Below are 23,425 nucleotides of genomic sequence, written 5' to 3'. Positions count from 1 at the left end.
ACAAGGCTCCTCAGCTCAGGCGCAGGCGGCTGGCGCCGACCAGCCAGCTATAGATCAGGTACAACAGCACGGTCGCCAGCAGCAACAGCCCGCCCAGCGCGGTGGCCATGCCCCAGTTGATGCTGGTGTTGGTGTAGAAGGCAACGAAGTAGCTGACCATCTGGTCGTTCGGGCTGCCCAGCAGTGCCGGGGTGATGTAGTAGCCGATGGCCAGGATGAACACCAGCAGGCAACCCGCACCAACACCGGCGTAAGTCTGCGGGAAGTAAACCCGCCAGAAGCTCGCGAACGGATGGCAGCCCAGCGAAATTGCCGCACGCATGTAGCTGGGCGAAATGCCCTTCATCACGCTGTACAGCGGCAGGATCATGAACGGCAGCAGGATGTGCACCATCGAGATGTAAACGCCGGTACGGTTGAACACCAGTTCCAGCGGTTGATCGATGATGCCCATGGCCATCAGCGCGCTGTTGATCAGGCCGCCCGACTGCAGCAGCACGATCCACGCCGCCACCCGCACCAGGATCGAAGTCCAGAACGGCAGCAGCACCAGGATCATCAGCAGGTTGCTCTGCCGGGTCGGCAGATTGGCCAGCAAATAGGCCAGTGGGTAGGCCAGCACCAGGCAGATGGCGGTGATCACCACACCCATCCACAGGGTACGGGCAAAAATGTCCAGGTAAATGGCCTGGTCCGGGGTGGCCTTGGCCAGTTCGCCAAGGTCATCGATGCGGTGGTCGACAGAGGCCAGCAGGTAGAACGATGTCACCGAACTGGTATTGCGGCGTATCGCTTGCCAGTAGGCTGGGTCACCCCAACGCTCGTCGACGGCCTGCAGCGCGTCTTTATAAGAGGCAGGCTCAGCCTTGAAGGGCAGTGCCCGGGCGGTCTTGGTCAACAAGCTGCGGTAGCCGGCCAGCTCCATGTTCAAGCGCTTGGAAAGGTCGCCAAGGGTCTGGTTCTTGCGCGACTCGGCTAGGTCCTGGCTCAGCGCCTTGTACACGTCCTCGCCGGGCAGGCTCTTGCCATCCCACTGGCTGATGACCTCGACCGTGCGCGGCAGGCCGCCGACCACCTCCGGGTTGCCGACGCTCTTGTACAGCAGCGCTGCAATCGGCACCAGGAACACCAACAGAAGAAACAGCGCCAGCGGCGCGATCAACGCCTGCGCCTTCCAGCGGTTGACCCGCTCGGCGTGCTTTAGGCGCTGCTTGAGACTTGGACCTGCGCCTTCATTGAGGGGCACTGCAATGGCCATGGCGAACTCCGCGATACGAACTGAAAATGGGGCCGCTTTGCGGCCCCCTACACCGGACGCTTACTTCTTCGCCGCCCAGGCGTTGAAGCGTTGCTCCAGCTGCTCGCTGTTGTCAGCCCAGAAGGCCACATCGATCTGCACCTGATTGGCGATGTTCTCAGGCGTGGTCGGCATGTCCTTCTTTACCTCATCCGACAGCAGGCTCACGGCCTTGGAGTTGGCCGGGCCATAGGCGATGTTTTCGGAGTAAGTCTTCTGCTGCTCGGGCTTGACGCTGTAAGCGATGAATTTCTTCGCCTCTTCTGCGTTCTTGGCACCTTTAGGGATCGCCCAAGCGTCAAAGTCGTAGATGCCGCCGTTCCACACCACCTTGAGGTTGCTCTCTTTCTGCACAGCGGCAATACGGCCGTTGTACGCAGAACTCATGACCACGTCACCCGAAGCCAGGAACTGCGGTGGCTGTGCACCCGCTTCCCACCACTGGATGCTGGGCTTGAGCTCATCGAGCTTTTTGAAGGCGCGGTCCTGGCCTTCCTTGGTGGCCAGCACTTTGTAGACGTCCTTGGGCGCAACGCCGTCGGCCATCAGTGCGAATTCCATGGTGTACTTGGCACCTTTGCGCAGGCCGCGCTTGCCTGGGAATTTCTTGGTGTCCCAGAAATCAGCCCAGCTGGTAGGTGCGGTTTTCAGCTTGTCGGCGTTGTAGGCCATGACCGTGGACCAGACGAAGAAGCCCACGCCGCACGGCTGGATGGCACCCGGCACGTAGTCACCCTCATTGCCAAACAGGGCCGGGTCGAGCTCTTCGAACATGCCCTCATCGCAACCACGCGCCAGCTCTGGCGACTCAACCTCTACCAGGTTCCACGACACACTCTTGGTGTCGACCATCGCCTTGACCTTGGCCATTTCGCCGTTGTACTCACCGGCGACGATCTTGCCATTACCCGCCTTCTCCCATGGCTCGTAGAACGCTTTTACCTGGGCCGCCTTGTTGGCGCCCCCGAACGAGATCACGGTGAGGTCTGCGGCCATGACCTGGCCAGCGGCGAACAGCCCCAAGGCCAGGGCGGTCAGTTTCAACTGCTTGCGCATTCTTATTCTCTCCACAGTACAGGGTTGGTGAAGCAATCCATCAATGGGCTTCGGCAATCGGATCGAGCGCGCGGGCGTGCTCCACCTCCCAGCCCAGCGGTACTACATCGCCCACGGCCAACGCCGGGTCGAGCTCGGCAATGGGCTGTTTCACGAAGAAGTCGCCCTTGCCGCAAACTTCCAGGCGCACCCGCACGTGATCGCCCAGGTAAATGAATTCAGCCACCCGGCCAGAGAAGCGGTTCACGCAGCTTTCGCTGTGGCCGTTCAGACGTACGCGTTCGGGGCGGATCGACAAGGTGACCGGCTCGCCGACCTGGCCGACATTCACCGCCAGCGCCTCTACCCGCTCACCGCGCGGCAGCTGCACCTGGCAGCGCTTGCCATCACTGGCCAGCAGGGTGCCGTTGATGCGGTTGTTCTCGCCGATGAAGTTGGCGACGAAGGTGTTGCAGGGCTCTTCGTACAGCGTTCGCGGGTCGGCGATCTGCTGGATCTCGCCCTGGTGGAACACCGCCACGCGGTCGGACATGGTCAGCGCTTCGCCCTGGTCGTGGGTCACGTACACCACGGTCACGCCAAGGCGCTGGTGAATATGCTTGATCTCCATCTGCATGTGTTCACGCAGTTGCTTGTCCAGCGCCCCGAGCGGTTCGTCCATCAGCACCAGCTGCGGCTCGAACACCAGCGCACGGGCCAGGGCCACGCGCTGCTGCTGGCCGCCGGACAGCTGGCCGGGATAGCGCTTGGCGAAGGCATCGAGCTGGACCATGTTCAGCACGCGCTTGACCCGCTCGCTGATGTCGGTCTTGCTGAGGTTGCGCACGGTCAGCGGGAAGGCCAGGTTTTCGGCCACGGTCATGTGCGGGAACAGCGCGTAGTTCTGGAACACCATGCCGATGTCGCGCTTGTGCGGCGGCACGTTGTTGATCGAGCGCCCGGCCAGCTGAATTTCACCCGCGGTGGGCGTTTCGAAGCCGGCCAGCATCATCAGGCTGGTGGTCTTGCCCGAGCCGGACGGGCCGAGCAGGGTCAGGAACTCGCCCTTGCGAATCTCCAGGTTGAGGTCTTTGACGATCAGCGACTCGCCGTCGTAGCTCTTCTGCACACCACGGAAGCTGACCAGCGTTTCGCTGGTTGCAGCGTTCGACTTCGCCTCGCTCATGCCTGCACCTTCTTGTTGGATGACTGCGTAGGCAAAAGAGTAGAAGAGGCGCAAGCGCCCGAAAATCGGGGGTGCTGAGAGAATGCCATCATCCGGATGGAAGATTTGTTGTAGGGATTGCCCTACAAGGATGGCGGGATTGGAATGCCCTTGCGAACACTCCACCGAACCTGTGGGAGCGGGCACGCCCGCGAAGAGGCCGGCACAGCCATGGAGATCAGCAGGTAAGGCCCTTTCGCGGGCACGCCCGCTCCCACAGGGACGTCGACAGGTTCACCGAGAGTGCATGTCGCAATCAGACCAGCTTGTGCTCCATGGCGTACTTCACCAGCTCCGCCAGCGAGTTCACTTTCAGCTTCTGCATCAGGCGCGCCTTGTGGGTGCTGATGGTCTTGCTCGACAGCGCCAGCTGCTGGGCGATGTCGTTGACGTTGGCGCCCTGGGCCAGGCGCTCGAACACCGAAAACTCGCGCTCCGACAGCAGCGTGTGCAACGGCCGCGACTCGGTCAGGCCCACTTCGAACACCATGCGGTCAGCCAGCGAAGGGTCGATGTAACGCCCGCCACCCGCCACCCGACGGATCGCGGTCAGCAACAGCGCCGGATCACTGTCCTTGGTGGCATAACCTGCCGCTCCGGCCTTCAGCGCCCGCGCCGCCATTTGTGCCTCGTCGTGCATCGACAACATCAGGATCGCGGGGGCATCGTGCAACGCACGTATCCGCGGGATCGCCTCCAGGCCATTCACACCCGGCATGGAGATATCCAGCAATACCACCTCACAGGGCGTGTGGCGCAAGGTTTCAAGCAGCTGCTCGCCGTTACCGGCCTCCCCCGCCACCTGCATGTCCTTGGCCAGGCCAATCAGCTGCTTGATACCCTCACGGACAATGGTGTGGTCTTCGGCCACCAGCACTCGAATCACGATCGCTCTCCTACTCCAACGGTATGGCCACGCTCAGGCTGGTGCCTTCGCCTGGCTCGCTGTCCAGCGCCATGCTGCCCCCCAACATCAGCACCCGCTCACGCACGCCCACCAGGCCAAACGAGGTGGGCCGGGTCTGCTCGCGGCAAAAGCCCTGGCCATCATCGCTGACCGTCATGCGCAATTGCCCCTGTGCAAGCACCAGCTCGATCTCCACGCTGTGCGCCTGGGCATGACGCATCACGTTGGTCAGTGCCTCCTGGAGGATACGGAATAACCCAATGGCCTTGGCATCGCTCAATGCTGGCAGATTATCCGGCACTTGTACCAGGCACGGGATCTGCGTGCGCGCCTCGAAACGCCGTGCCTGCCATTCGATGGCCGAAGCGATGCCGGCATCGAGGATTGGCGGGCGCAACGCCGTGGCCACGTCGCGCACCAACTGGAACAGCTGGGCGATCAGGCGTTTCATGCTAGCCAGGCGCTCGTTCAGGCCCGGGTCCAGCTCGGCAAAGGCCAGCTCGCACATCGACACTTCCAGCTTGAGCACCGTCAGCATCTGCCCCAGTTCATCATGCACTTCCCGGGCGATGCGGGCTTTCTCTTCTTCACGCACGCTTTCCAGGTGGGCCGACAGCTCGCGTAGCTGCTCCTGGGACTTGGCCAGTGCCATTTCCGCACGCTTGCCTTGGGTGATGTCCCACACCACACCGTCCCACACCACCTGGCCGTTACCCAGGCGCCGGGTACTGGCCTTGATGTCGGCCCAACGCTGTTCGCCCTGGCGGGTGAGGATACGGCCCTGCCAGGACCAGTCCTGGTCACTGGCCAGGGCCAGGTCCTGCACCCGGTGGTAATCGGCACGGTCCTCAGGGTGCACCAGGTTACGCAGCCCCATCTGCGGGTGCTGGATTTCACCAGGCGTATACCCCACCAGCGCCTCGCTGCCTTCACTGATGTAGGGAAACTCCAGATCGCCCTCGGCCGGGTCGCGCTCCAGACGAAATACCAGCCCCGGCACATTGCCAGCAATGCCCTTCAGCCGCGCCTCGCTTTCGCGCAGTGCCGCCAGGGCACGGTGGCGCTCGGTGACGTCGGCAAGGTAGACCACCAGGTATTCGGAATCACGAAAGCGCAGAAAACTCAGCGACAGCTCGACCGGCAGCAGGCTGTGGTCGGCCCGTCGGCACTGCGTCTCGAACTGGCCGATGCCCGTTGCCCCCGTACGCGCGCCTTTCCACAGTTCCAGCCAGCGGTCCATGTTAAGGCTTGGCTCGAAGTCACCCAGCGGCCGTTCCAGCAGCGCCCCCTCGGCGTAACCCAGCATGCGCTCGGCAGCGTGGTTGGCGTAGCGCACGTGGCTGTCCCAGTTGACCCACAAGATACCCACCGTGCTCTGGTCGATGGCGAACTGGCTCAATCGCAACGCCTCTTCGCGCACCTGGCGCTCCACCAGGCTTTCCCGCGTGGCCAACAGGCTGCGCTCCAGCTGGCGCTGCTGCCGGCGTTGCCACACCAACGTGGCCAGCGCGCACAACAGCAGCATGCCGAACAGCAAGGCCAGGTTCTGCCAGAAGCCAGGCGACTCGCTCAGGCGTGGGTACTTCGGCTGCAACCAGCGCTGGTGCATTTGCTCCAGCTCCTTGGCCGGCAATGCCTGCAGGCCACGCTCCAGCACGTCGGCCAGCAGTGGCCAGTCGCGTCGAGAACCAATGCGCAGTAGCTGTGGCAGGCCTATATCGCCAACCACCGCCAGCTCACTGAACTCGCTCTCACGCGACAGGCGGCTGAGTCGGGCTTCATCCAGCACGGCGAAACTGGCCTGGCCACCTACCACCAGTTGCAAGGCCTCACGCTCGTTGGGTACCCCCTGCAGGTTGAGGTTGCCGTAGTTGCCACGCAGATAATCCGCCAGCTGGCTGGGCATGCGCACCGCCACGCGCTGCTCGGCCTCGAGCTTTTCCAGCTCTACCGCCATGGCCCCGGTGCGCGGCCCCACCACCAGTTGCGGCACGCGCATGTACGGGTCGCTGAACAACCACAGGCGCAGGCTGGCTGGCGTCTGGGTAAGGCCTGGGGCAAAGTCGATTTCCCCGGCCTGCAGGGCATGTTCAAGGCTGGTCTGGTCGGTGAAGTTGCGCCAGGTAAGGTCCAGGCGCAGTGCCTGCGCCAGGCTGTTCACCAGCTCTACGTTGGCCCCATACAGTTGCTGCAGGCGCCGGTCGAACTGGGCGTAGGGCGCTTGCAGCACCAGGCCGACGCGCAGGCTGCGATGGCTGTCCAGCCACTGCTGCTGCGCAGGTTCCAGTACAACCGTGGGCTGCGCCTCGGTCCTGGCCAAGGCTATCAAGGGCAGCCACAAGCAGCCGATAACCAACAGGCGACGCACTCGCTTCATCTACACGCTCGTCTTGGCAAAGGCGGCCATGCAGCATGGCCGTCACGGGCAAATACTATTAGGCTGCCGGTATCATTCTGGCCTTGGGTTGACGCATGTCCACACTTTATCGCACGACGCTGGCAATGTGCTGCCTGGCCTCGATCCTTCCGCTCGCCGCCGTGGCCGCCGATGCAGAAAAAGCACCCGCCACAACCGATGCACCCGCTGCCGAAGCCCCGCGCCCGCCGCTGCTGGAGCGCAGCCAGGAAGATGCCCTGGCCCTGGAGCGGCTGGTACCCAGGGCCGAGCAGCAGACGTTGCAGGCGGGCGCCGACAGCTTCCTGGCCTTGTGGAAGCCGGCCAACGACAGCGACCCGCAAGGGGCGGTGATCATCGTCCCGGGGGCTGGTGAAACGGCCGACTGGCCAAATGCCGTAGGCCCCCTGCGGCAAAAATTCCCGGATGTCGGCTGGCACAGCCTGAGCCTTAGCCTGCCGGATCTTCTGGCCGACAGCCCGCAGGCACGGGTTGAAGCCAAGCCGGCTGCCGAACCCGAAAAAACCCAGGGTGAAAGTGCGCCAGCCAAGGACGTACCCGCCGACGCCAATGCCAATGTCGCCCAGGCCACTGCTGCCGATGCCGATACGGCGGAAAGCACCGACGCCGAACAGGCCAGCGAGCAGACAGACCCGGCCGACGCCGAGCGCATTTTCGCCCGACTGGACGCTGCCGTGGCGTTTGCCCAACAGCACAATGCCCGCAGCATCGTGCTGATCGGACATGGCAGCGGTGCGTACTGGGCAGCCCGCTACCTGAGCGAAAAACAGCCACCGCACGTGCAGAAACTGGTGATGGTGGCTGCGCAGACGCCAGCGAGGGTGGAACATGACCTGGAAAGCCTGGCGCCAACCTTGAAGGTGCCGACAGCCGATATCTACTACGCCACCCGCAGCCAGGACCGCAGCGCAGCCGAACAGCGGCTGCAGGCCAGCAAGCGGCAGAAGGACAGCCAATACCGGCAGTTGTCGTTGATCGCCATGCCGGGGAACAAGGCAGCCGAGCAGGAGCAGTTGTTCCGCCGGGTGCGGGGATGGATAAGTCCACAGGGTTGAGCTGAAATCGATGGGGCCGCTTTGCGGCCCCGTTTTTTACAGGCCCCGACGCTTGCGGATCATGGCATAGGCCTGGTGCAACTCACGGGTACGCTCGGTCGCTTCCCGCACCTGCGCCTCACTGGCACCCGTGCCCGCCAGCTTGTCCGGGTGGTGACGGCTGACCAGCCGACGATAGGCCTGCTTGACCTTGTCGCCTTCGGTATCCGCCTCCACCGCCAACAAGCGCAAGGCAGCCGCATAGGTCATGGGGACACCTTCCGCCCCCGTAGCCTTGCGCGGCTCGTACTCCAGCGACATGGCCTGCACCTGCCGCCGGCTCAGGCCCAGTTTCTGCCCCCAGTCCAGCAGCAGCTCACGCTCCTTGTTGCCCATCTTGCCGTCGGCCCAGACCATGCGCCAACAGGCACGCAAGGTGCCTTCCGCCGCATGTGGCTGCTGGCGAATGCGCCGCAGGTGCCTGCCAAGCCTGTCCTTGCCTGCCTTGCCACGGTTGAACGCATTGATAGCGCGTAGCCGGGCCGCTTCGGCCAGGTCCAGGCGCACCATCTCCTGACGCGCCTGCTGGATGTGCTGCTCGCCCACCCGACCATCGCACTTGGCCAGGCGCCCAAGCATCACGAACAGCAACTCGTCATCGCGCAAGGCCGGGCGCCCGCCCAGGCGCTCGCGCATGTCCTCCCAGCCATCCAGGCGCAAGCGGCGGTCAAGGGCCTGCCCAAGCAACAGGCCCAGCAAAGCGCCCGGAATGCTGGCCACGGCAAAGCCGGCGCCGGCGCCAATCAGTGTCCCTGGCCACCACATATCAGGCGCGCTCGCCAATCAGGCGCTCGGCTTCGGCCAAGCGCTCGAGCGTGCCGACATCCACCCAGTGCCCACGGTAGTGTTCGCCACTGACCTGCCCTGCCGCCATGGCCTGGCGCAACAGCGGTGCCAGCTTGAAGGCACCCGGTTGGCAGCCGTCGAACAGCGCAGGGTCCAGCACCGAAATGCCACTGAAAGTCAGCGTGCCCGGTGCCTCATCGCCATCGACGACTTGTTCGCCCAACAGGCGGAAGTCACCTCGGCCATGGTGGCCCGGGTTGTCGACCAGCACCAGGTGAGCAAGCCCTTGCAAGGGGGCTTGCAGGCGTGCGAAGTCGTAGTCGGTCCAGACATCGCCGTTCACCAGTAGGAATGACTCATCACCCAGCAAAGGCAAGGCCTTGAAGATGCCTCCACCGGTTTCCAGCGGCTCGCCCTCGGGCGAATATTGGATGCTCAGACCAAAGCGGCTACCGTCACCCAGGTGGTCTTCGATTTGCTGGCCGAGCCAGGCATGGTTGATCACCACCTCGTTAACGCCTGCCGCCGCCAGGGCGCGCAGGTGATACTCGATCAGCGGCTGGCCGGCCACCGGGACCAGCGGTTTTGGGGTGTGCAGGGTCAGCGGGCGCATGCGCTCGCCTTTACCCGCCGCCAGGATCATTGCCTTCATGCACGCGCTCCGGCCTGCAACTGTGCGATCAGTTCACGCAGCTCCGCCAATTCGGGCCGGCGGCTGATCACTTCTTCTATATAGGCGAAGAAACGCGGCACGTCGCCCAGGTAACGGGGTTTACCGTCACGGTGGCAGATACGGGCGAAGATACCGATCACCTTCAGGTGGCGCTGCACGCCCATCAGGTCGCTGGCACGCTGGAACGCCTCGAAGTCGGCCTGTACCGGGATACCGGCAACCTGCGCCTTCTGCCAGTAGTCACGCAGCCAACCTTCGACCCGTGGCTGAGGCCAGCTGAGGAAGGCGTCCTTGAACAGGCAGGTGATGTCGTAGGTGACCGGGCCGTACACCGCGTCCTGGAAGTCCAGCACGCCGGGGTTGGGGGTGCTTTGCATCAGGTTGCGCGGCATGTAGTCGCGGTGCACCAACACCTTGGGCTGGGCCAGGGCACTGTCGATCAGCAGTTGGCTGATACGCTGCCAGGCAGCCTTCTGGGCATCGGTGAAGGTCAGGCCCAGTTCACGACCCACGTACCACTCCGGGAACAATTCCACTTCACGGCGCAGCAGCGCGTCGTCGTAGCTGGGCAGTGGCGCGTCCATCGGCAGGCGCTGGAAGGCCAGCAGAGCATCGATGGCATCTGCGAACAGCCCGTCGGCGTTGTCGGCATCAATGATATCAAGGTATGTCTGGTGGCCCAGATCACCCAGCAGCAGGAAGCCGCGCTCCAGGTCCTGGGCGTGGATCAGCGGCACATGCACGCCAGCGCTGGCCAGCAGGTGGTCGATGGCGACGAACGGTCGGCAGTTCTCCTGCGGAGGCGGTGCGTCCATGACCACAAAGCTGTGGCCGGCGCCCTGCCAGCGGAAGTAGCGGCGGAAGCTCGCGTCGCTGCTGGCCGCAGTCAGGCTGCCGGCCGGCACTTCGCCCCAGGCGTTTTTGCGGAAAAGATCATTGAGCTGCTCATCGAGCCAGACCGTCAGTTGTTGCAAGCGTACATCGTGTTCAGGCATTACAAGGGTCTCCGACGGCCCTAGCCGTCAAGCGGGTCATGCTTTATTATCCAGCATCTTTTTCAGACCATCGAGAGGCGTGCGGCCCCACACGCGGGCAGATGGCACGCAGGAAGCCCGGACTAATAAGATGGCATTGAAATCCCCCGCGTTTCGTAGAAAGTTTCCGTTGCTGGTAACCGGCGGTCTGCTGGCCCTGCAACCTCTGGCCACGTCGTACGTGGTGGCAGCCGAACAGTTCGACTGCCAAGTGTCCGCTGCCGGTGGTTGGGACTGCAAGCCCAAGGCCCCAGTCAACAACCTGCCACCGCGCCCGGTGCATGAGGGTGCTGCTGTCAGCACCGGCACCGAAGCCGCGAGCGAAGGCGAAACCGCGGACCGGCCAATGCTGGTCACCGAGGCCAAAGGCCGCGCCCTGAAGTCGCGCAGCGAAGACTACAGCCACCTGGACTGGGTTCCGCGTGAAAAACTCACCGCCGCGCAGCTGGCCGAAACCGGCCCGTACTGCGGGGGTGCGTACATCGAGCCAACCCGCCCGGGCATGGCCGACACCACGCCGAAGGACGAGTCGCCGACCTACATCAACGCCAAGGTGTCCAAGTACCAGCAGGAGCAGCAGATCGCTACCCTCGCCGGTGACGTGGTGATGCGCCAGGGCAGCATGCAGGCCGAAGCTGACGAGGCCAACCTATACCAGACCGAAAACCGTGGCGAGCTCAAGGGCAACGTCAAGATCCGTGACAACGGCTCGCTGGTGGTCGGTGACGAGGCACAGATTCAGCTCGACACGGGCGAGGCCCAGGTCGATAACGCCGAATACGTGATGCACAAGTCGCACATCCGCGGCAGTGCCCTGTACGCCAAGCGTGGCGAAAACGCCATCATCCGCCTCAAGGACGGTACGTACACCACCTGCGAACCGGGCAGCAACGCCTGGCAGCTGAAGGGCAACAACATCACCCTGAACCCAGCCACCGGTTTCGGTACCGCGACCAACGTGACGCTGCGGGTTAAGGATTTCCCGGTGTTCTACACACCGTACATCTACTTCCCGATCGACGACCGTCGCCAGTCCGGTTTCCTGCCGCCATCGTTCAGCACCAGCAGCGACACCGGCTTCATGCTGGTAACGCCGTACTACTTCAACCTGGCGCCTAACTACGACGCCACGTTGTACCCGCGTTACATGGCCAAGCGCGGCCTGCTGATGGAAGGCGAGTTCCGCTACCTGACGCCTTCGAGCGAAGGCCAGTTCGGTGGCGCGTATCTGAACGACAAGAATGACGATCGCAAAGACCAGACTGACTACAAAGATCAGCGCTGGATGGTCAACTGGCAGCACAAGGGCGGGCTGGACGAGCGCCTGATGGCCGAGGTGAACTACACCGACATCAGCGACCCGTTCTACTTCCAGGACCTGGAGTCCGACCAGATTGGTGTTGAAAGCAAGGATCTGCTGGACCAGCAGGGCGCACTGACCTGGCGTGGCGACAGCTACACCGCGCGCTTGAATGTGCATGCCTACGAGATGGCGACCATTTCGCAGATCACGCCGTATGATCGACTGCCGCAGATTACTTTCAACGGCAAGCTGCCGTTCGAACCAGGCGGGTTGAATCTTGCTTATGAAACCGAAGCTGTTCGCTTCGACCGTGACCTGAAGAACGACCTAGTTTTCAATAAGGATGGCGAGGCTGACAGGACTGCTGGCGTCGTCATCGACCCGGTTACCAAAGAGGTGCTGGGAGGACGGCGACTTGATGAAAACGTTTCAGGCATCGCTCGAGCAAATGGCACCCGCCTGAACGTTGCCCCATCCATCAGCTTACCCATGGAGGCCAGTTACGGCTTCATTACGCCGAAGCTGAAGTATGCATATACGCATTACGATCTAGACCTCGACAGCAAGGGTAAGGCTGAAGCAATTACCCAGTCTGCCAACCCTGCTTACGGCAGCTATAACAGCACGCTGAACCGCGATGTCCCGATTTTTAGCGTTGATAGTGGCTTGTACTTCGACCGTAACACGTCGATGTTTGGCACTAACTACAAGCAGACGCTTGAACCGCGAATGTTCTACCTCTATGTACCTTACAAAGACCAGCGAGACATTCCGCTGTTCGACTCGGGCGAAACGCTGTTCAGCTACGACTCGCTGTTCCGTGACAACCGCTTCAGTGGTACTGACCGCATTGGCGACGAGAACAAATTATCGCTGGGTGTGACCACTCGCTGGATCGAGGACAACGGTTTCGAGCGCCAGAACTTTAGCATCGGCCAGGCTTACTACTTCAAGGACCGCAAAGTTCAGCTGCCGGGTATCAACTACAGGACCCGCACCGACTCGCAATCCGACGTATCGCCATACGCATTGCTTTACAACTACTACTTCAACCGCGACTGGCGCTTCAATTCGGACTTCAACTGGGACCCGGACAGCCGCAGCACCCGCTCGGGCAGCGCGATGTTCCACTACCAGCCTGAAGACAACCCGAACAAAGTGGTCAACCTCGGTTATCGCTACCGTAACGACACCATCGCCTACGACTCCACGACCGGTACCTGGAAAGTGGGCGGCGGTGACTACGGCACCCCGGGCGACCCGAACTACATCAAGGACTACTACAAGATCCAGCAGCATGACTTCTCGGTCATCTGGCCGATCGTTCCGCAGTGGAACGTTATCGCTCGCTGGCAGCATGACTACAACCGCAACCGCACCCTGGAAGCCATGGGCGGTTTCGAGTACGACAACTGCTGCTGGAAGCTGCGCCTGATCAACCGCTACTGGATCGATTACGACGACTTCAGCCAAGCCCTACCGGCGAACGAAAAAGGCGACCACGGTGTCTTCCTTCAGATCGTCCTGAAAGGCCTCGGTGGCGTCGTTGGCAACAAGGTCGAATCTTTCCTCGACCAAGGCATTCAAGGTTACCGTGAACGTGAAGACCAAGCTTATTGATCGACTGCGCCCGGCGTTGCTGGGCGTTGCATTGCTGAGTGGCGCGGTGCATGCCGCGGTGCAACCTCTTGATCGCGTGGTGGCCATCGTCGACAACGACGTGGTCATGCAAAGCCAGCTGGACCAGCGCGTTCACGAGGTGCAGCAGACCATCGCCAAGCGCGGCGGCGGCGTGCCGCCAACCGGCGCCCTTGAACAGCAGGTACTGGAGCGCCTGATCGTCGAGAACCTGCAACTGCAGATCGGCGAGCGCTCCGGCATCCGCATCACCGACGAAGAACTGAACCAGGCCATCGGCACCATTGCCCAGCGCAATGGCATGTCGCTGGACCAGTTCCGTGCTGCCCTGGCCCACGACGGCCTGTCGTTCGACGACGCCCGCGAACAGGTCAAGCGCGAGATGATCATCAGCCGCGTGCGCCAGCGCCGTGTGGCCGAGCGCATCCAGGTGTCGGAGCAGGAAGTGAAGAACTTCCTCAACTCCGACATGGGCAAGATGCAGATGTCGGAAGAGTACCGCCTGGCCAACATCCTGATCCCGACCCCGGAAGCAGCCAGCTCGGATGACATCCAGAAGGCTGCGCGCCAGGTTGGCGATGTGTACCAGCAGCTCAAGCAAGGCGCGGACTTTGGCCAAATGGCTATCGCCCGTTCGGCCAGCGAAAACGCCCTGGAAGGCGGCGAGATGGGCTGGCGTAAAGCCGGCCAGCTGCCACCCGACTTCGCCAAGATGCTCAGCAGCATGCCGGTCGGCGAGATTACCCAGCCTATCCGCATCCCTAACGGCTTCATCATCCTCAAGCTCGAGGAGAAGCGCGGGGGTAGCGAGAACGTGCTGCGTGACGAAGTGCATGTACGCCACATCCTGATCAAGCCAAGCGAGATCCGCAGCGATGCGGCCACCGAGCAACTGGCCGAGCGCCTGTACGACCGCATCAAGAACGGCGAAGACTTCGGCGAACTGGCGAAGAGCTTCTCGGAAGACCCAGGCTCGGCGCTTAACGGCGGCGACCTCAACTGGGTAGACCCGAACAGCCTGGTACCGGAGTTCCGTGAACAGATGGCCAACGCCCAGCAAGGCGTGGTGACCAAACCGTTCAAGACCCAGTACGGCTGGCACGTTCTGGAAGTGCTGGGCCGCCGCGCCACCGACAGCACCGAGCAGGCTCGCGAACAGCAAGCCCTGAGCGTTCTGCGTAACCGCAAGTACGACGAAGAGCTGCAAACCTGGCTGCGCCAGATCCGCGACGAAGCCTATGTTGAAATCAAGCTGCCTGGCGCTGACCAGGCCGCCCAGTGAAGCCCCTGCGCTTCGCCGTCACTCCCGGTGAACCAGCCGGCATAGGTCCCGACCTGTGCCTGCTGCTCGCCGCAGACGCCCAGCCCCACCCCCTGATCGCCATCACCAGCCGTGACCTGCTCGCCGAGCGGGCCACGCAGCTGGGGCTGGCTGTCAGCCTGCTGCCGGTAGGCCCGAGCCAATGGCCCGACCAGCCGGCACCCGCAGGCAGCCTTTACGTCTGGGATACCCCCCTCGCTGCCCCGGTAGCGCCAGGCCAGCTCGACAAAGCCAACGCCGCGTTCGTGCTGGAGACCCTGACCCGTGCAGGCCAAGGCTGCCTGGACGGGCGCTTCGCCGGGATGATCACCGCCCCTGTGCACAAGGGTGTTATCAACGAAAGCGGTATCGCCTTCTCCGGGCATACCGAATTCCTTGCCGAACTGACCCACACCGCACAGGTGGTGATGATGCTGGCCACCCGTGGCTTGCGTGTGGCCCTGGTGACCACACACCTGCCGCTGCGTGATATTGCCGACGCCATCACTGCCGAGCGCGTAGAGCGTGTAACCCGTATCCTGCATGCCGACATGCGCGACAAATTCGGCATCGCCAACCCGCGCATTCTGGTGTGCGGCCTCAACCCGCATGCGGGCGAGGGCGGCCATCTTGGCCGCGAAGAAATCGACATCATCGAGCCGACCCTGGCCCGCCTGCGCACCGAAGGCATGGACCTGCGCGGGCCACTGCCGGCCGATACCCTGTTTACCCCCAAATATCTGGAGCACTGCGACGCGGTGCTGGCGATGTACCACGACCAGGGCCTGCCCGTACTCAAGTACAAAGGCTTCGGCGCTGCGGTCAACGTAACCTTGGGCCTGCCGATCATCCGCACGTCGGTCGACCACGGCACCGCCCTGGACCTGGCCGGCACCGGCAAGGTCGACACCGGCAGCCTGCGCGTCGCGCTGGAAACCGCCTACCAGATGGCCGAGAACCGACCATGAACGAGCAATACCAACACCGGGCGCGCAAGCGTTTCGGCCAGAACTTCCTGCACGACGCCGGCATCATCGACCGCATCCTGCGTGCCATCAACGCCAAGGCAGGCGAACACCTGCTGGAAATCGGCCCGGGCCAGGGCGCCCTGACCGAAGGCCTGCTGGGCAGCGGTGCACAGCTGGATGTGGTGGAACTGGACAAAGACCTGGTGCCGATCCTGCAGCACAAGTTCGCTGACCGCAGCAACTTCCGCCTGCACCAGGGTGACGCCCTGAAGTTCGACTTCAACCAGCTGGGCGTGCCGCCACGCAGCCTCAAGGTGGTCGGCAACCTGCCCTACAACATCTCCACCCCACTGATCTTCCACCTGCTCAGCCATGCCGGGCTGATCCGCGACATGCACTTCATGTTGCAGAAGGAAGTGGTCGAGCGCATGGCCGCCGGCCCCGGTGGTGGGGATTGGGGGCGTTTGTCGATCATGGTGCAGTACCACTGCCGGGTCGAGCACCTGTTCAACGTCGGCCCTGGCGCCTTCAACCCGCCGCCGAAAGTGGACTCGGCCATCGTGCGCCTGGTACCGCACGAAGTGCTGCCCCACCCGGCCAAAGATGCCAAGCTGCTGGAGCAGGTGGTGCGCGAGGCGTTCAACCAGCGCCGCAAGACCCTGCGCAACACCATGAAGGGCCTGCTCGACAGCGCAGCCATCGAAGCTGCCGGCGTGGACGGCAGCCTGCGCCCTGAACAGCTGGACCTGGCGGCCTTTGTGCGCCTGGCTGACCAGTTGGCTGACCAGCAAGCCTGATTTCGCCTGTACCGGCCTCTTCGCGGGCAAACCCGCGAAGAGGCCGGCATATCCAACCTAGCCCTCAAGCCCCCTCGGCGCTGGCCCTCCCCCCTCCCAATGGCCTAGACTGCATTATTGCGTCAGTTCGCCCAAGGCCCTTGCATGTCCGACCCCCGCTATCAAATCGACGTCAGCGTCGTGACCCGCTACCTGAAAGAACAATCCGACCCGGAAAACAGTCGTTTCGCGTTCGCCTACACCATCACCGTGCAGAACAACGGCTCGCTCAAGGCCAAGCTGTTGTCGCGGCACTGGCTGATCACCAACGGTGACGGCGAAGTCGAGGAAGTGCGCGGCGCCGGTGTGGTTGGTCAGCAACCCAACATCGACCCGGGCCAGAGCCACACCTACAGCAGTGGTGCGGTCATCAGCACCCGCGTGGGCACCATGCAGGGCAGCTACCAGATGTTCGCCGAAGACGGTAAGCGCTTCGACGCCGACATCGCGCCCTTCCGCCTGGCGGTGCCCGGGGCGCTGCACTGATGGCCACCTACGCCGTCGGCGATCTGCAAGGCTGCCTGCAACCTCTCAAGTGCCTGCTGGAACGCGTCAACTTCAACCCGGCCGTCGACCGCCTGTGGCTGGTCGGCGACCTGGTCAATCGCGGCCCCGAGTCGCTGGAAACCCTGCGCTTCCTGTACTCGATCCGCCAGTCGCTGGTCTGCGTGCTGGGTAACCATGACCTGCACCTGCTGGCCGCCTGGCATAACGTCGAGCGCCTGAAAAAAAGCGACACCCTGCGCGAAATCATCGAAGCGCCGGATGCCGATCAACTGTTCGACTGGCTGCGCCAGCAAAAGCTGCTGCATTACGACGAGGCACGCGGCATTGCCATGGTGCATGCCGGCATCCCGCCACAGTGGACGCTGGGCCAGGCACTTGGCCTGGCGGCTGAGGTGGAAGAAGTACTGCGCGACGATGGCCGCCTGAAGCTGTACCTCGACGGCATGTACGGCAATGAGCCGAACAAGTGGAGCAAGAACCTCACCGGCGTGGAACGTCTGCGGGTCATCACCAATTACTTCACCCGCATGCGCTTCTGCACCGCCGAGGGCAAGCTCGACCTCAAGAGCAAAGAGGGCCTGGGCACCGCGCCCAAGGGCTACAAGCCCTGGTTCGCACACAAGGACCGCCGCTCGCGGCATGTGAAGATCATCTTCGGCCACTGGGCGGCCCTCGAAGGCCGCGTAGACGCGCCAGGCGTCATCGCCCTGGACACCGGCTGCGTGTGGGGCGGCGCCATGACCCTGTACAACGTCGACAGCGGCGAATACCACCGCTGCGACTGCGCCGACGACGGCACCCTGCGCCCGCCGGCACAACCCACTACACTCAACGACCACACCTGAAGGAAGTAGTACCCATGAGCGAATTCAAGCGCATCCCTCCCGAGCAGGCACTGGCACTGCGCGCGCAAGGTGCGGTCGTCGTCGATATTCGCGACCCGCAGGCCTTTGCCGCAGGCCACATCACGGGTGCCCAGCACCTGGATAACCACTCGGTTGCCGAGTTCATCCGCAATGCCGACCTCGATGCCCCGACCCTGGTGGTCTGCTACCACGGCAACTCCAGCCAGAGCGCTGCCGCCTACCTGGTCGGCCAGGGCTTCTCCAACGTGTACAGCGTGGACGGCGGCTTCGAACTGTGGCGCGCCACCTACCCGGCCGAGACCGCCCAAGGCAGCGCCGAATAAATATTTTCATTTTTCCTGCAGCCCGCGCCCCGTGCGGGCTTGCGGCTTATCTGACGAACGGTCGTTCGTAACTTCTGCCCACCTCGCCCCTTGACCTTGCAGATAACCAACTACGCTTAAGCTCAGGCCATCCAAAAAAGGGGAGAGCCGGTACACCGGCGTGCGGGTCATCGGTAGCGTTACAGGGTGTTCTGGGGGGTATACAGCAATCGGCGAACCCGGTTGCATGCCAGCATCAGCTGACTGATCCGGCGTCGTCTCCACGTATCGAGCGAGGTGACGTCATGAGTATTTTTAGCCACTTCCAACAACGTTTCGAGTCTACGCGCCAGGAAGAACTCTCGCTGCAGGAGTACCTCGAGCTGTGCAAAGAGGATCGCAGTGCCTACGCATCGGCGGCCGAACGGCTGTTGCTGGCCATCGGTGAGCCAGAGCTGATCGACACCTCTACCAACTCCAGGCTGTCGCGCATCTTTTCCAACAAGGTAATTCGCCGCTATCCGGCCTTTGCCGACTTCCATGGCATGGAAGAGTGCATCGACCAGATCGTTTCGTACTTCCGCCACGCTGCCCAAGGCCTGGAAGAGAAGAAACAGATCCTCTATCTGCTGGGCCCGGTGGGCGGCGGCAAGTCGTCGCTGGCCGAAAAACTCAAGCAGCTGATGGAAAAGGTGCCGTTCTACGCGATCAAGGGTTCGCCGGTGTTCGAGTCACCCTTGGGTTTGTTCAATGCCACCGAAGATGGGGCCATTCTCGAGGAAGAGTTCGGCATCCCACGGCGCTACCTGAACACCATCATGTCGCCATGGGCCACCAAGCGCCTGCAGGAGTTTGGCGGCGATATCTCCAAGTTCAAGGTAGTGAAACTCTACCCGTCGATTCTCAACCAGGTCGCCATTGCCAAGACCGAGCCCGGCGACGAGAACAACCAGGACATCTCGGCCCTGGTCGGCAAGGTCGATATCCGCAAGCTTGAAGAGTACCCACAGAACGACGCCGACGCTTACAGCTACTCGGGCGCGCTGTGCCGGGCCAACCAGGGCCTGATGGAATTCGTCGAAATGTTCAAGGCGCCTATCAAGGTTCTGCACCCCTTGCTCACTGCCACACAGGAAGGCAACTACAACAGTACCGAAGGCCTTGGGGCGATTCCCTATACCGGTATCCTGCTGGCGCACTCCAACGAATCGGAGTGGCACACCTTCCGCAACAACAAGAACAACGAAGCGTTCATCGACCGGATCTACATCGTGAAGGTGCCGTACTGCCTGCGCGTCAGCGATGAGATCAAGATCTACGACAAGCTGCTGGTCAACAGCTCGCTGTCCAAGGCCCATTGCGCGCCAGACACGCTCAAGATGCTGGCTCAGTTCACGGTACTTTCCCGCCTCAAAGAGCCGGAAAACTCCAATATCTACTCGAAGATGCGCGTTTACGACGGAGAAAACCTCAAGGATACCGATCCCAAGGCCAAGTCGATCCAGGAATACCGGGACTCCGCTGGCGTTGATGAAGGCATGAACGGCCTTTCGACCCGCTTCGCCTTCAAGATCCTGTCCAAGGTGTTCAACTTCGACCCACACGAGATTGCCGCCAACCCGGTGCACTTGCTGTACGTGCTGGAACAGCAGATAGAACAGGAACAGTTCCCGGCGGAAGTGCGCGAACGCTACTTGCGCTACCTGAAGGAATACCTGGCACCACGCTACATCGAGTTCATCGGCAAGGAAATCCAGACGGCCTACCTGGAGTCCTACAGCGAATACGGCCAGAACATCTTCGACCGCTATGTGCTGTACGCCGACTTCTGGATCCAGGACCAGGAATACCGCGACCCGGAAACCGGCGAAATCCTCAACCGCATCGCCCTCAACGAGGAGCTGGAAAAGATCGAGAAACCGGCCGGCATCAGCAACCCGAAAGACTTCCGCAACGAGATCGTCAACTTCGTACTGCGCGCACGCGCCAACAACAACGGCAAAAATCCAAGCTGGCTGAGCTATGAAAAACTGCGGGTCGTGATCGAGAAGAAAATGTTCTCCAACACCGAAGACCTGCTGCCCGTCATCAGCTTCAACGCCAAGGCCAGCAAAGAGGACCAGAAGAAACACAACGACTTCGTCACCCGGATGGTGGAGCGTGGATACACCGACAAACAGGTGCGCCTGCTGTCGGAATGGTACCTGCGGGTCAGGAAATCGCAATAAAGCGACAAGCTATACACCGCGCGCCCAAGGCTGCCATGCCGGCCTTGGGCGGCGGCAGCTGCTTTGCTGCCATGACGTGCAGCAGCTCGTAGCTTGAAGCGTGCAGCTGTTCCCAGCTACCGGAGGGACCATGAGCTACGTTATCGACCGACGCCTGAACGGCAAGAACAAGAGCACGGTCAACCGCCAGCGCTTTTTGCGGCGGTACCGCGAACACATCAAGAAGGCCGTCGAAGAGGCGGTGAGCCGCCGTTCCATCATGGACATGGAACATGGCGAGCAGATCAGCATTCCCGGTCGCGACATCGACGAACCAGTGCTGCACCATGGTCGCGGGGGCAAACAGACCATCGTGCACCCTGGCAACAAGGAATTCACTGCAGGTGAACACATCCCAAGGCCGCAAGGCGGCGGGGGTGGCGGCGGTGGCCGTGGCAAGGCCGGTAATTCCGGCGAAGGCATGGATGAATTCGTCTTCCAGATCACTCAGGAAGAGTTTCTCGAATTCATGTTCGAAGACCTCGAACTGCCCAACCTGGTCAAGCGCCACCTGACAGGCGCCGATACCTTCAAGACCGTGCGCGCCGGCATCGCCAATGAAGGTAACCCGTCGCGCATCAATATCGTGCGTACCCTGCGCTCGGCCCATGCCAGGCGCATCGCCCTGACCGGAAGCAGCCGTGCGCTGCTGCGCGAAGCACAAAAGGAACTCGCCCGCCTGCGGGTCGAAGAACCGGACAATTTCACCGATATCCAGGAAGTCGAACAGGAAATCGAACGCTTGAAGGCGCGCATCAACCGCCTGCCCTTCCTCGACACCTTCGACCTCAAGTACAACCTGCTGGTCAAGCAGCCCAACCCCAGCTCGAAGGCGGTGATGTTCTGCCTGATGGACGTGTCCGGCTCGATGACCCAGGCCACCAAGGACATCGCCAAGCGCTTCTTCATCCTGTTGTACCTGTTCCTCAAGCGTAACTACGACCGCATCGAAGTGGTGTTCATCCGCCACCACACCAGCGCCCGGGAAGTCGACGAGGAGGAGTTCTTCTACTCACGGGAAACGGGCGGCACCATCGTTTCCAGTGCACTCAAGCTGATGCAGGAGATCATGGCCGAACGCTACCCGGCCAGCGACTGGAACATCTATGCCGCGCAGGCCTCTGATGGCGATAACTGGAACGACGACTCGCCCATCTGCCGCGAGATCCTCTCCAAGCAGATCATGCCGCATGTGCAGTACTACACTTACGTCGAGATCACCCCCCGTGAGCACCAGGCGCTGTGGTATGAATACGAACGCATCGGTGAAGCCTACCCCGACACGTTCGCTCAGCAGCAGCTGGTATCGGCCGGCGACATCTACCCGGTCTTCCGTGAACTCTTCCAGCGCAGGTTAGCCACATGACCGCCAGAGCACAGAGACGCCAACCCATTTCCACCGGGTCCGAGTGGACGTTCGAGCTGATCCAGACCTACGATCGGGAAATCAGCCGCCTGGCCGAGCGTTACGCCCTGGACACCTACCCCAACCAGATCGAGGTGATCACGGCCGAGCAGATGATGGACGCCTACGCCTCGGTCGGCATGCCGCTGGGCTACCACCACTGGTCCTACGGGAAGCAGTTCCTCAGCACGGAAAAGTCGTACAGCCGAGGCCAGATGGGCCTGGCCTACGAAATCGTGATCAACTCCGACCCGTGCATCGCCTACCTGATGGAAGAAAACACCATGTGCATGCAGGCACTGGTGATCGCCCACGCCTGCTACGGCCATAACAGTTTCTTCAAGGGCAATTACCTGTTCCGCACCTGGACCGACGCCAGTTCGATCATCGACTACCTGGTGTTCGCCAAGCAGTACATCGCCCAGTGCGAAGAGCGTCATGGCATTGATGCCGTGGAAGACCTGATCGACTCCTGCCATGCCCTGATGAACTACGGTGTGGACCGCTACAAGCGGCCCTACCCTATTTCCGCCGAGGAAGAACGGCGCCGGCAACAGGAGCGCGAGGAGCACCTGCAGCGCCAGATCAATGACCTGTGGCGCACCATTCCGAAAAGCGCCGAAAAGGGTAACGACCGCGATGACGGGCGCTTCCCCGCCGAACCTCAGGAAAACATCCTGTATTTCATCGAGAAAAACGCCCCGCTGCTGGAGCCCTGGCAACGTGAAGTGGTGCGCATCGTGCGCAAGATTGCCCAGTACTTCTACCCGCAGCGCCAGACCCAGGTGATGAACGAAGGCTGGGCGACGTTCTGGCACTACACCCTGATGAACGACCTGTACGACGAGGGGTTGATTACCGAAGGTTTCATGATGGAGTTCTTGCAGTCGCACACCAGCGTGGTGTTTCAGCCCGGCTTCGACAGCCCGTACTACAGCGGCATCAACCCGTATGCACTGGGCTTTGCTATGTACACCGACATCCGCCGCATGTGCGAAAACCCGACCGAGGAAGATCGCCGCTGGTTCCCCGACATTGCCGGCAGCGACTGGCTTTCTACCATCAAGTTCGCCATGAGCAGTTTCAAGGACGAAAGCTTCATCCTGCAGTATCTGTCGCCTAAAGTGATGCGCGACCTCAAGCTGTTCAGCATCCTCGATGACGACCAGCGCGACGACCTGCTGGTGCCCGCCATTCACGACGAAGCGGGGTACCGGGTGATTCGTGAGCAGTTGGCAGCGCAGTACAACCTGGGCAACCGCGAACCGAACGTGCAGATCTGGAGCGTCGACCGCCGTGGCGACCGCTCGCTGACCCTGCGCCACCAGCAGCACAACCGCAAACCGCTGGGCGACTCGACCGATGAAGTGCTCAAGCACCTGCACCGCCTGTGGGGCTTCGATATCCACCTGGAAACCGTGCAAGGTGAGCAGGTGATGAAGACCCATCACATGCCGCCGCGTGGCGAGCACGGCGAAAGCGCGGACTACGGCCGCATGGACCTGGCAGTCATCCACCACCTCTAGTGCAACGCCATAACGGCCGACAGGGTATTCTGTCGGCAGT

At 62.1% G+C, this 23,425-nt stretch carries 19 protein-coding genes; 11 read left to right on the top strand and 8 right to left on the bottom strand.

Features of this window, described 5'->3' with window-relative positions; genetic code table 11:
- Positions 1-10: 10 nt before the first annotated feature.
- From ACF8MI_RS06300 to ACF8MI_RS06280, 5 genes are all read right to left on the bottom strand, one after another.
- Positions 11-1,258 carry an ABC transporter permease gene (locus ACF8MI_RS06300; protein WP_016715781.1) on the bottom strand — a complete coding sequence of 416 codons (1,248 nt, stop codon included), beginning with the start codon at positions 1,256-1,258 and terminating at the stop codon, positions 11-13.
- Positions 1,259-1,318: 60 nt separating this feature from the next.
- Positions 1,319-2,353, bottom strand: coding sequence for an ABC transporter substrate-binding protein (locus ACF8MI_RS06295; RefSeq protein WP_104833554.1), 1,035 nt, complete (start codon positions 2,351-2,353; stop codon positions 1,319-1,321).
- A 40-nt stretch (positions 2,354-2,393) separates the two neighbouring features.
- On the bottom strand, positions 2,394-3,518 hold the full coding sequence (locus tag ACF8MI_RS06290) for an ABC transporter ATP-binding protein (protein WP_060499057.1): 1,125 nt from the start codon (positions 3,516-3,518) through the stop codon (positions 2,394-2,396).
- Between the two features lie 295 nt (positions 3,519-3,813).
- Complete coding sequence (locus ACF8MI_RS06285) at positions 3,814-4,446, bottom strand: response regulator transcription factor (RefSeq protein ID WP_173401663.1); 633 nt, start codon at positions 4,444-4,446, stop codon at positions 3,814-3,816.
- 7 nt (positions 4,447-4,453) lie between these two features.
- Positions 4,454-6,841: a PAS domain S-box protein gene (locus ACF8MI_RS06280; RefSeq protein WP_060499058.1), complete on the bottom strand. Its 2,388-nt coding sequence runs from the start codon at positions 6,839-6,841 to the stop codon at positions 4,454-4,456.
- A 95-nt stretch (positions 6,842-6,936) separates the two neighbouring features.
- Here ACF8MI_RS06280 and ACF8MI_RS06275 point away from each other — a divergent pair, with 95 nt between their 5' ends.
- Entirely contained in the window at positions 6,937-7,935 is a 999-nt protein-coding gene (locus ACF8MI_RS06275) for an alpha/beta hydrolase family protein (protein ID WP_060499059.1), read from the top strand.
- Positions 7,936-7,971: 36 nt separating this feature from the next.
- Here the strand turns inward: ACF8MI_RS06275 and ACF8MI_RS06270 are convergent, their stop codons facing one another.
- Genes ACF8MI_RS06270 through ACF8MI_RS06260 form a run of 3 tightly spaced genes read right to left on the bottom strand, consistent with a single transcriptional unit; the run spans position 7,972 to position 10,428 of the window.
- Positions 7,972-8,739: a TerB family tellurite resistance protein gene (locus ACF8MI_RS06270; protein WP_104833557.1), complete on the bottom strand. Its 768-nt coding sequence runs from the start codon at positions 8,737-8,739 to the stop codon at positions 7,972-7,974.
- Position 8,740: 1 nt separating this feature from the next.
- Positions 8,741-9,412, bottom strand: coding sequence for an N-acetylmuramate alpha-1-phosphate uridylyltransferase MurU (gene murU, locus ACF8MI_RS06265; protein WP_060499061.1), 672 nt, complete (start codon positions 9,410-9,412; stop codon positions 8,741-8,743).
- Positions 9,409-10,428, bottom strand: a complete 1,020-nt coding sequence (locus ACF8MI_RS06260) for an aminoglycoside phosphotransferase family protein (RefSeq protein ID WP_060499062.1) — start codon at positions 10,426-10,428, stop codon at positions 9,409-9,411. Before ACF8MI_RS06260 ends, murU begins: the two co-directional genes overlap by 4 nt.
- Positions 10,429-10,558: 130 nt before the next feature.
- On the opposite strand from ACF8MI_RS06260, the gene ACF8MI_RS06255 reads away from it, so the two are divergent.
- The 10 genes from ACF8MI_RS06255 (at position 10,559) to ACF8MI_RS06210 (ending at position 23,385) form a co-directional block, all read left to right on the top strand.
- A complete protein-coding gene (locus ACF8MI_RS06255; protein WP_104833558.1) occupies positions 10,559-13,390 on the top strand; it encodes an LPS-assembly protein LptD in 2,832 nt (943 codons plus the stop codon).
- Positions 13,371-14,690, top strand: coding sequence for a peptidylprolyl isomerase SurA (gene surA / locus ACF8MI_RS06250; RefSeq protein ID WP_104833559.1), 1,320 nt, complete (start codon positions 13,371-13,373; stop codon positions 14,688-14,690). Before ACF8MI_RS06255 ends, surA begins: the two co-directional genes overlap by 20 nt.
- Complete coding sequence (gene pdxA / locus ACF8MI_RS06245) at positions 14,687-15,676, top strand: 4-hydroxythreonine-4-phosphate dehydrogenase PdxA (protein WP_104833560.1); 990 nt, start codon at positions 14,687-14,689, stop codon at positions 15,674-15,676. The genes surA and pdxA overlap by 4 nt, the downstream gene beginning before the upstream one ends.
- Positions 15,673-16,473 (top strand): 16S rRNA (adenine(1518)-N(6)/adenine(1519)-N(6))-dimethyltransferase RsmA, encoded by an 801-nt coding sequence (rsmA, locus tag ACF8MI_RS06240; protein WP_028699058.1) that lies wholly within the window; start codon positions 15,673-15,675, stop codon positions 16,471-16,473. Before pdxA ends, rsmA begins: the two co-directional genes overlap by 4 nt.
- Positions 16,474-16,617: 144 nt before the next feature.
- Positions 16,618-16,998 carry a Co2+/Mg2+ efflux protein ApaG gene (apaG, locus tag ACF8MI_RS06235; RefSeq protein ID WP_060499066.1) on the top strand — a complete coding sequence of 127 codons (381 nt, stop codon included), beginning with the start codon at positions 16,618-16,620 and terminating at the stop codon, positions 16,996-16,998.
- Complete coding sequence (locus ACF8MI_RS06230) at positions 16,998-17,864, top strand: symmetrical bis(5'-nucleosyl)-tetraphosphatase (protein ID WP_060499067.1); 867 nt, start codon at positions 16,998-17,000, stop codon at positions 17,862-17,864. The genes apaG and ACF8MI_RS06230 overlap by 1 nt, the downstream gene beginning before the upstream one ends.
- A gap of 14 nt (positions 17,865-17,878) precedes the next feature.
- A complete protein-coding gene (gene glpE / locus ACF8MI_RS06225; RefSeq protein ID WP_060499068.1) occupies positions 17,879-18,208 on the top strand; it encodes a thiosulfate sulfurtransferase GlpE in 330 nt (109 codons plus the stop codon).
- Positions 18,209-18,492: 284 nt separating this feature from the next.
- Positions 18,493-20,415, top strand: coding sequence for a PrkA family serine protein kinase (locus ACF8MI_RS06220; protein ID WP_060499069.1), 1,923 nt, complete (start codon positions 18,493-18,495; stop codon positions 20,413-20,415).
- A 130-nt stretch (positions 20,416-20,545) separates the two neighbouring features.
- On the top strand, positions 20,546-21,820 hold the full coding sequence (locus tag ACF8MI_RS06215) for a YeaH/YhbH family protein (RefSeq protein WP_025754030.1): 1,275 nt from the start codon (positions 20,546-20,548) through the stop codon (positions 21,818-21,820).
- On the top strand, positions 21,817-23,385 hold the full coding sequence (locus ACF8MI_RS06210; RefSeq protein WP_019097138.1) for a SpoVR family protein: 1,569 nt from the start codon (positions 21,817-21,819) through the stop codon (positions 23,383-23,385). The genes ACF8MI_RS06215 and ACF8MI_RS06210 overlap by 4 nt, the downstream gene beginning before the upstream one ends.
- Positions 23,386-23,425: the final 40 nt, after the last annotated feature.

Source organism: Pseudomonas sp. yb_9 (assembly GCF_043103635.1).
GTDB classification, from domain to species: domain Bacteria; phylum Pseudomonadota; class Gammaproteobacteria; order Pseudomonadales; family Pseudomonadaceae; genus Aquipseudomonas; species Aquipseudomonas monteilii.
The sequence above is the reverse complement of the archived record's forward strand: the minus strand, read 5'-3'. Positions and strand labels throughout refer to the sequence as shown.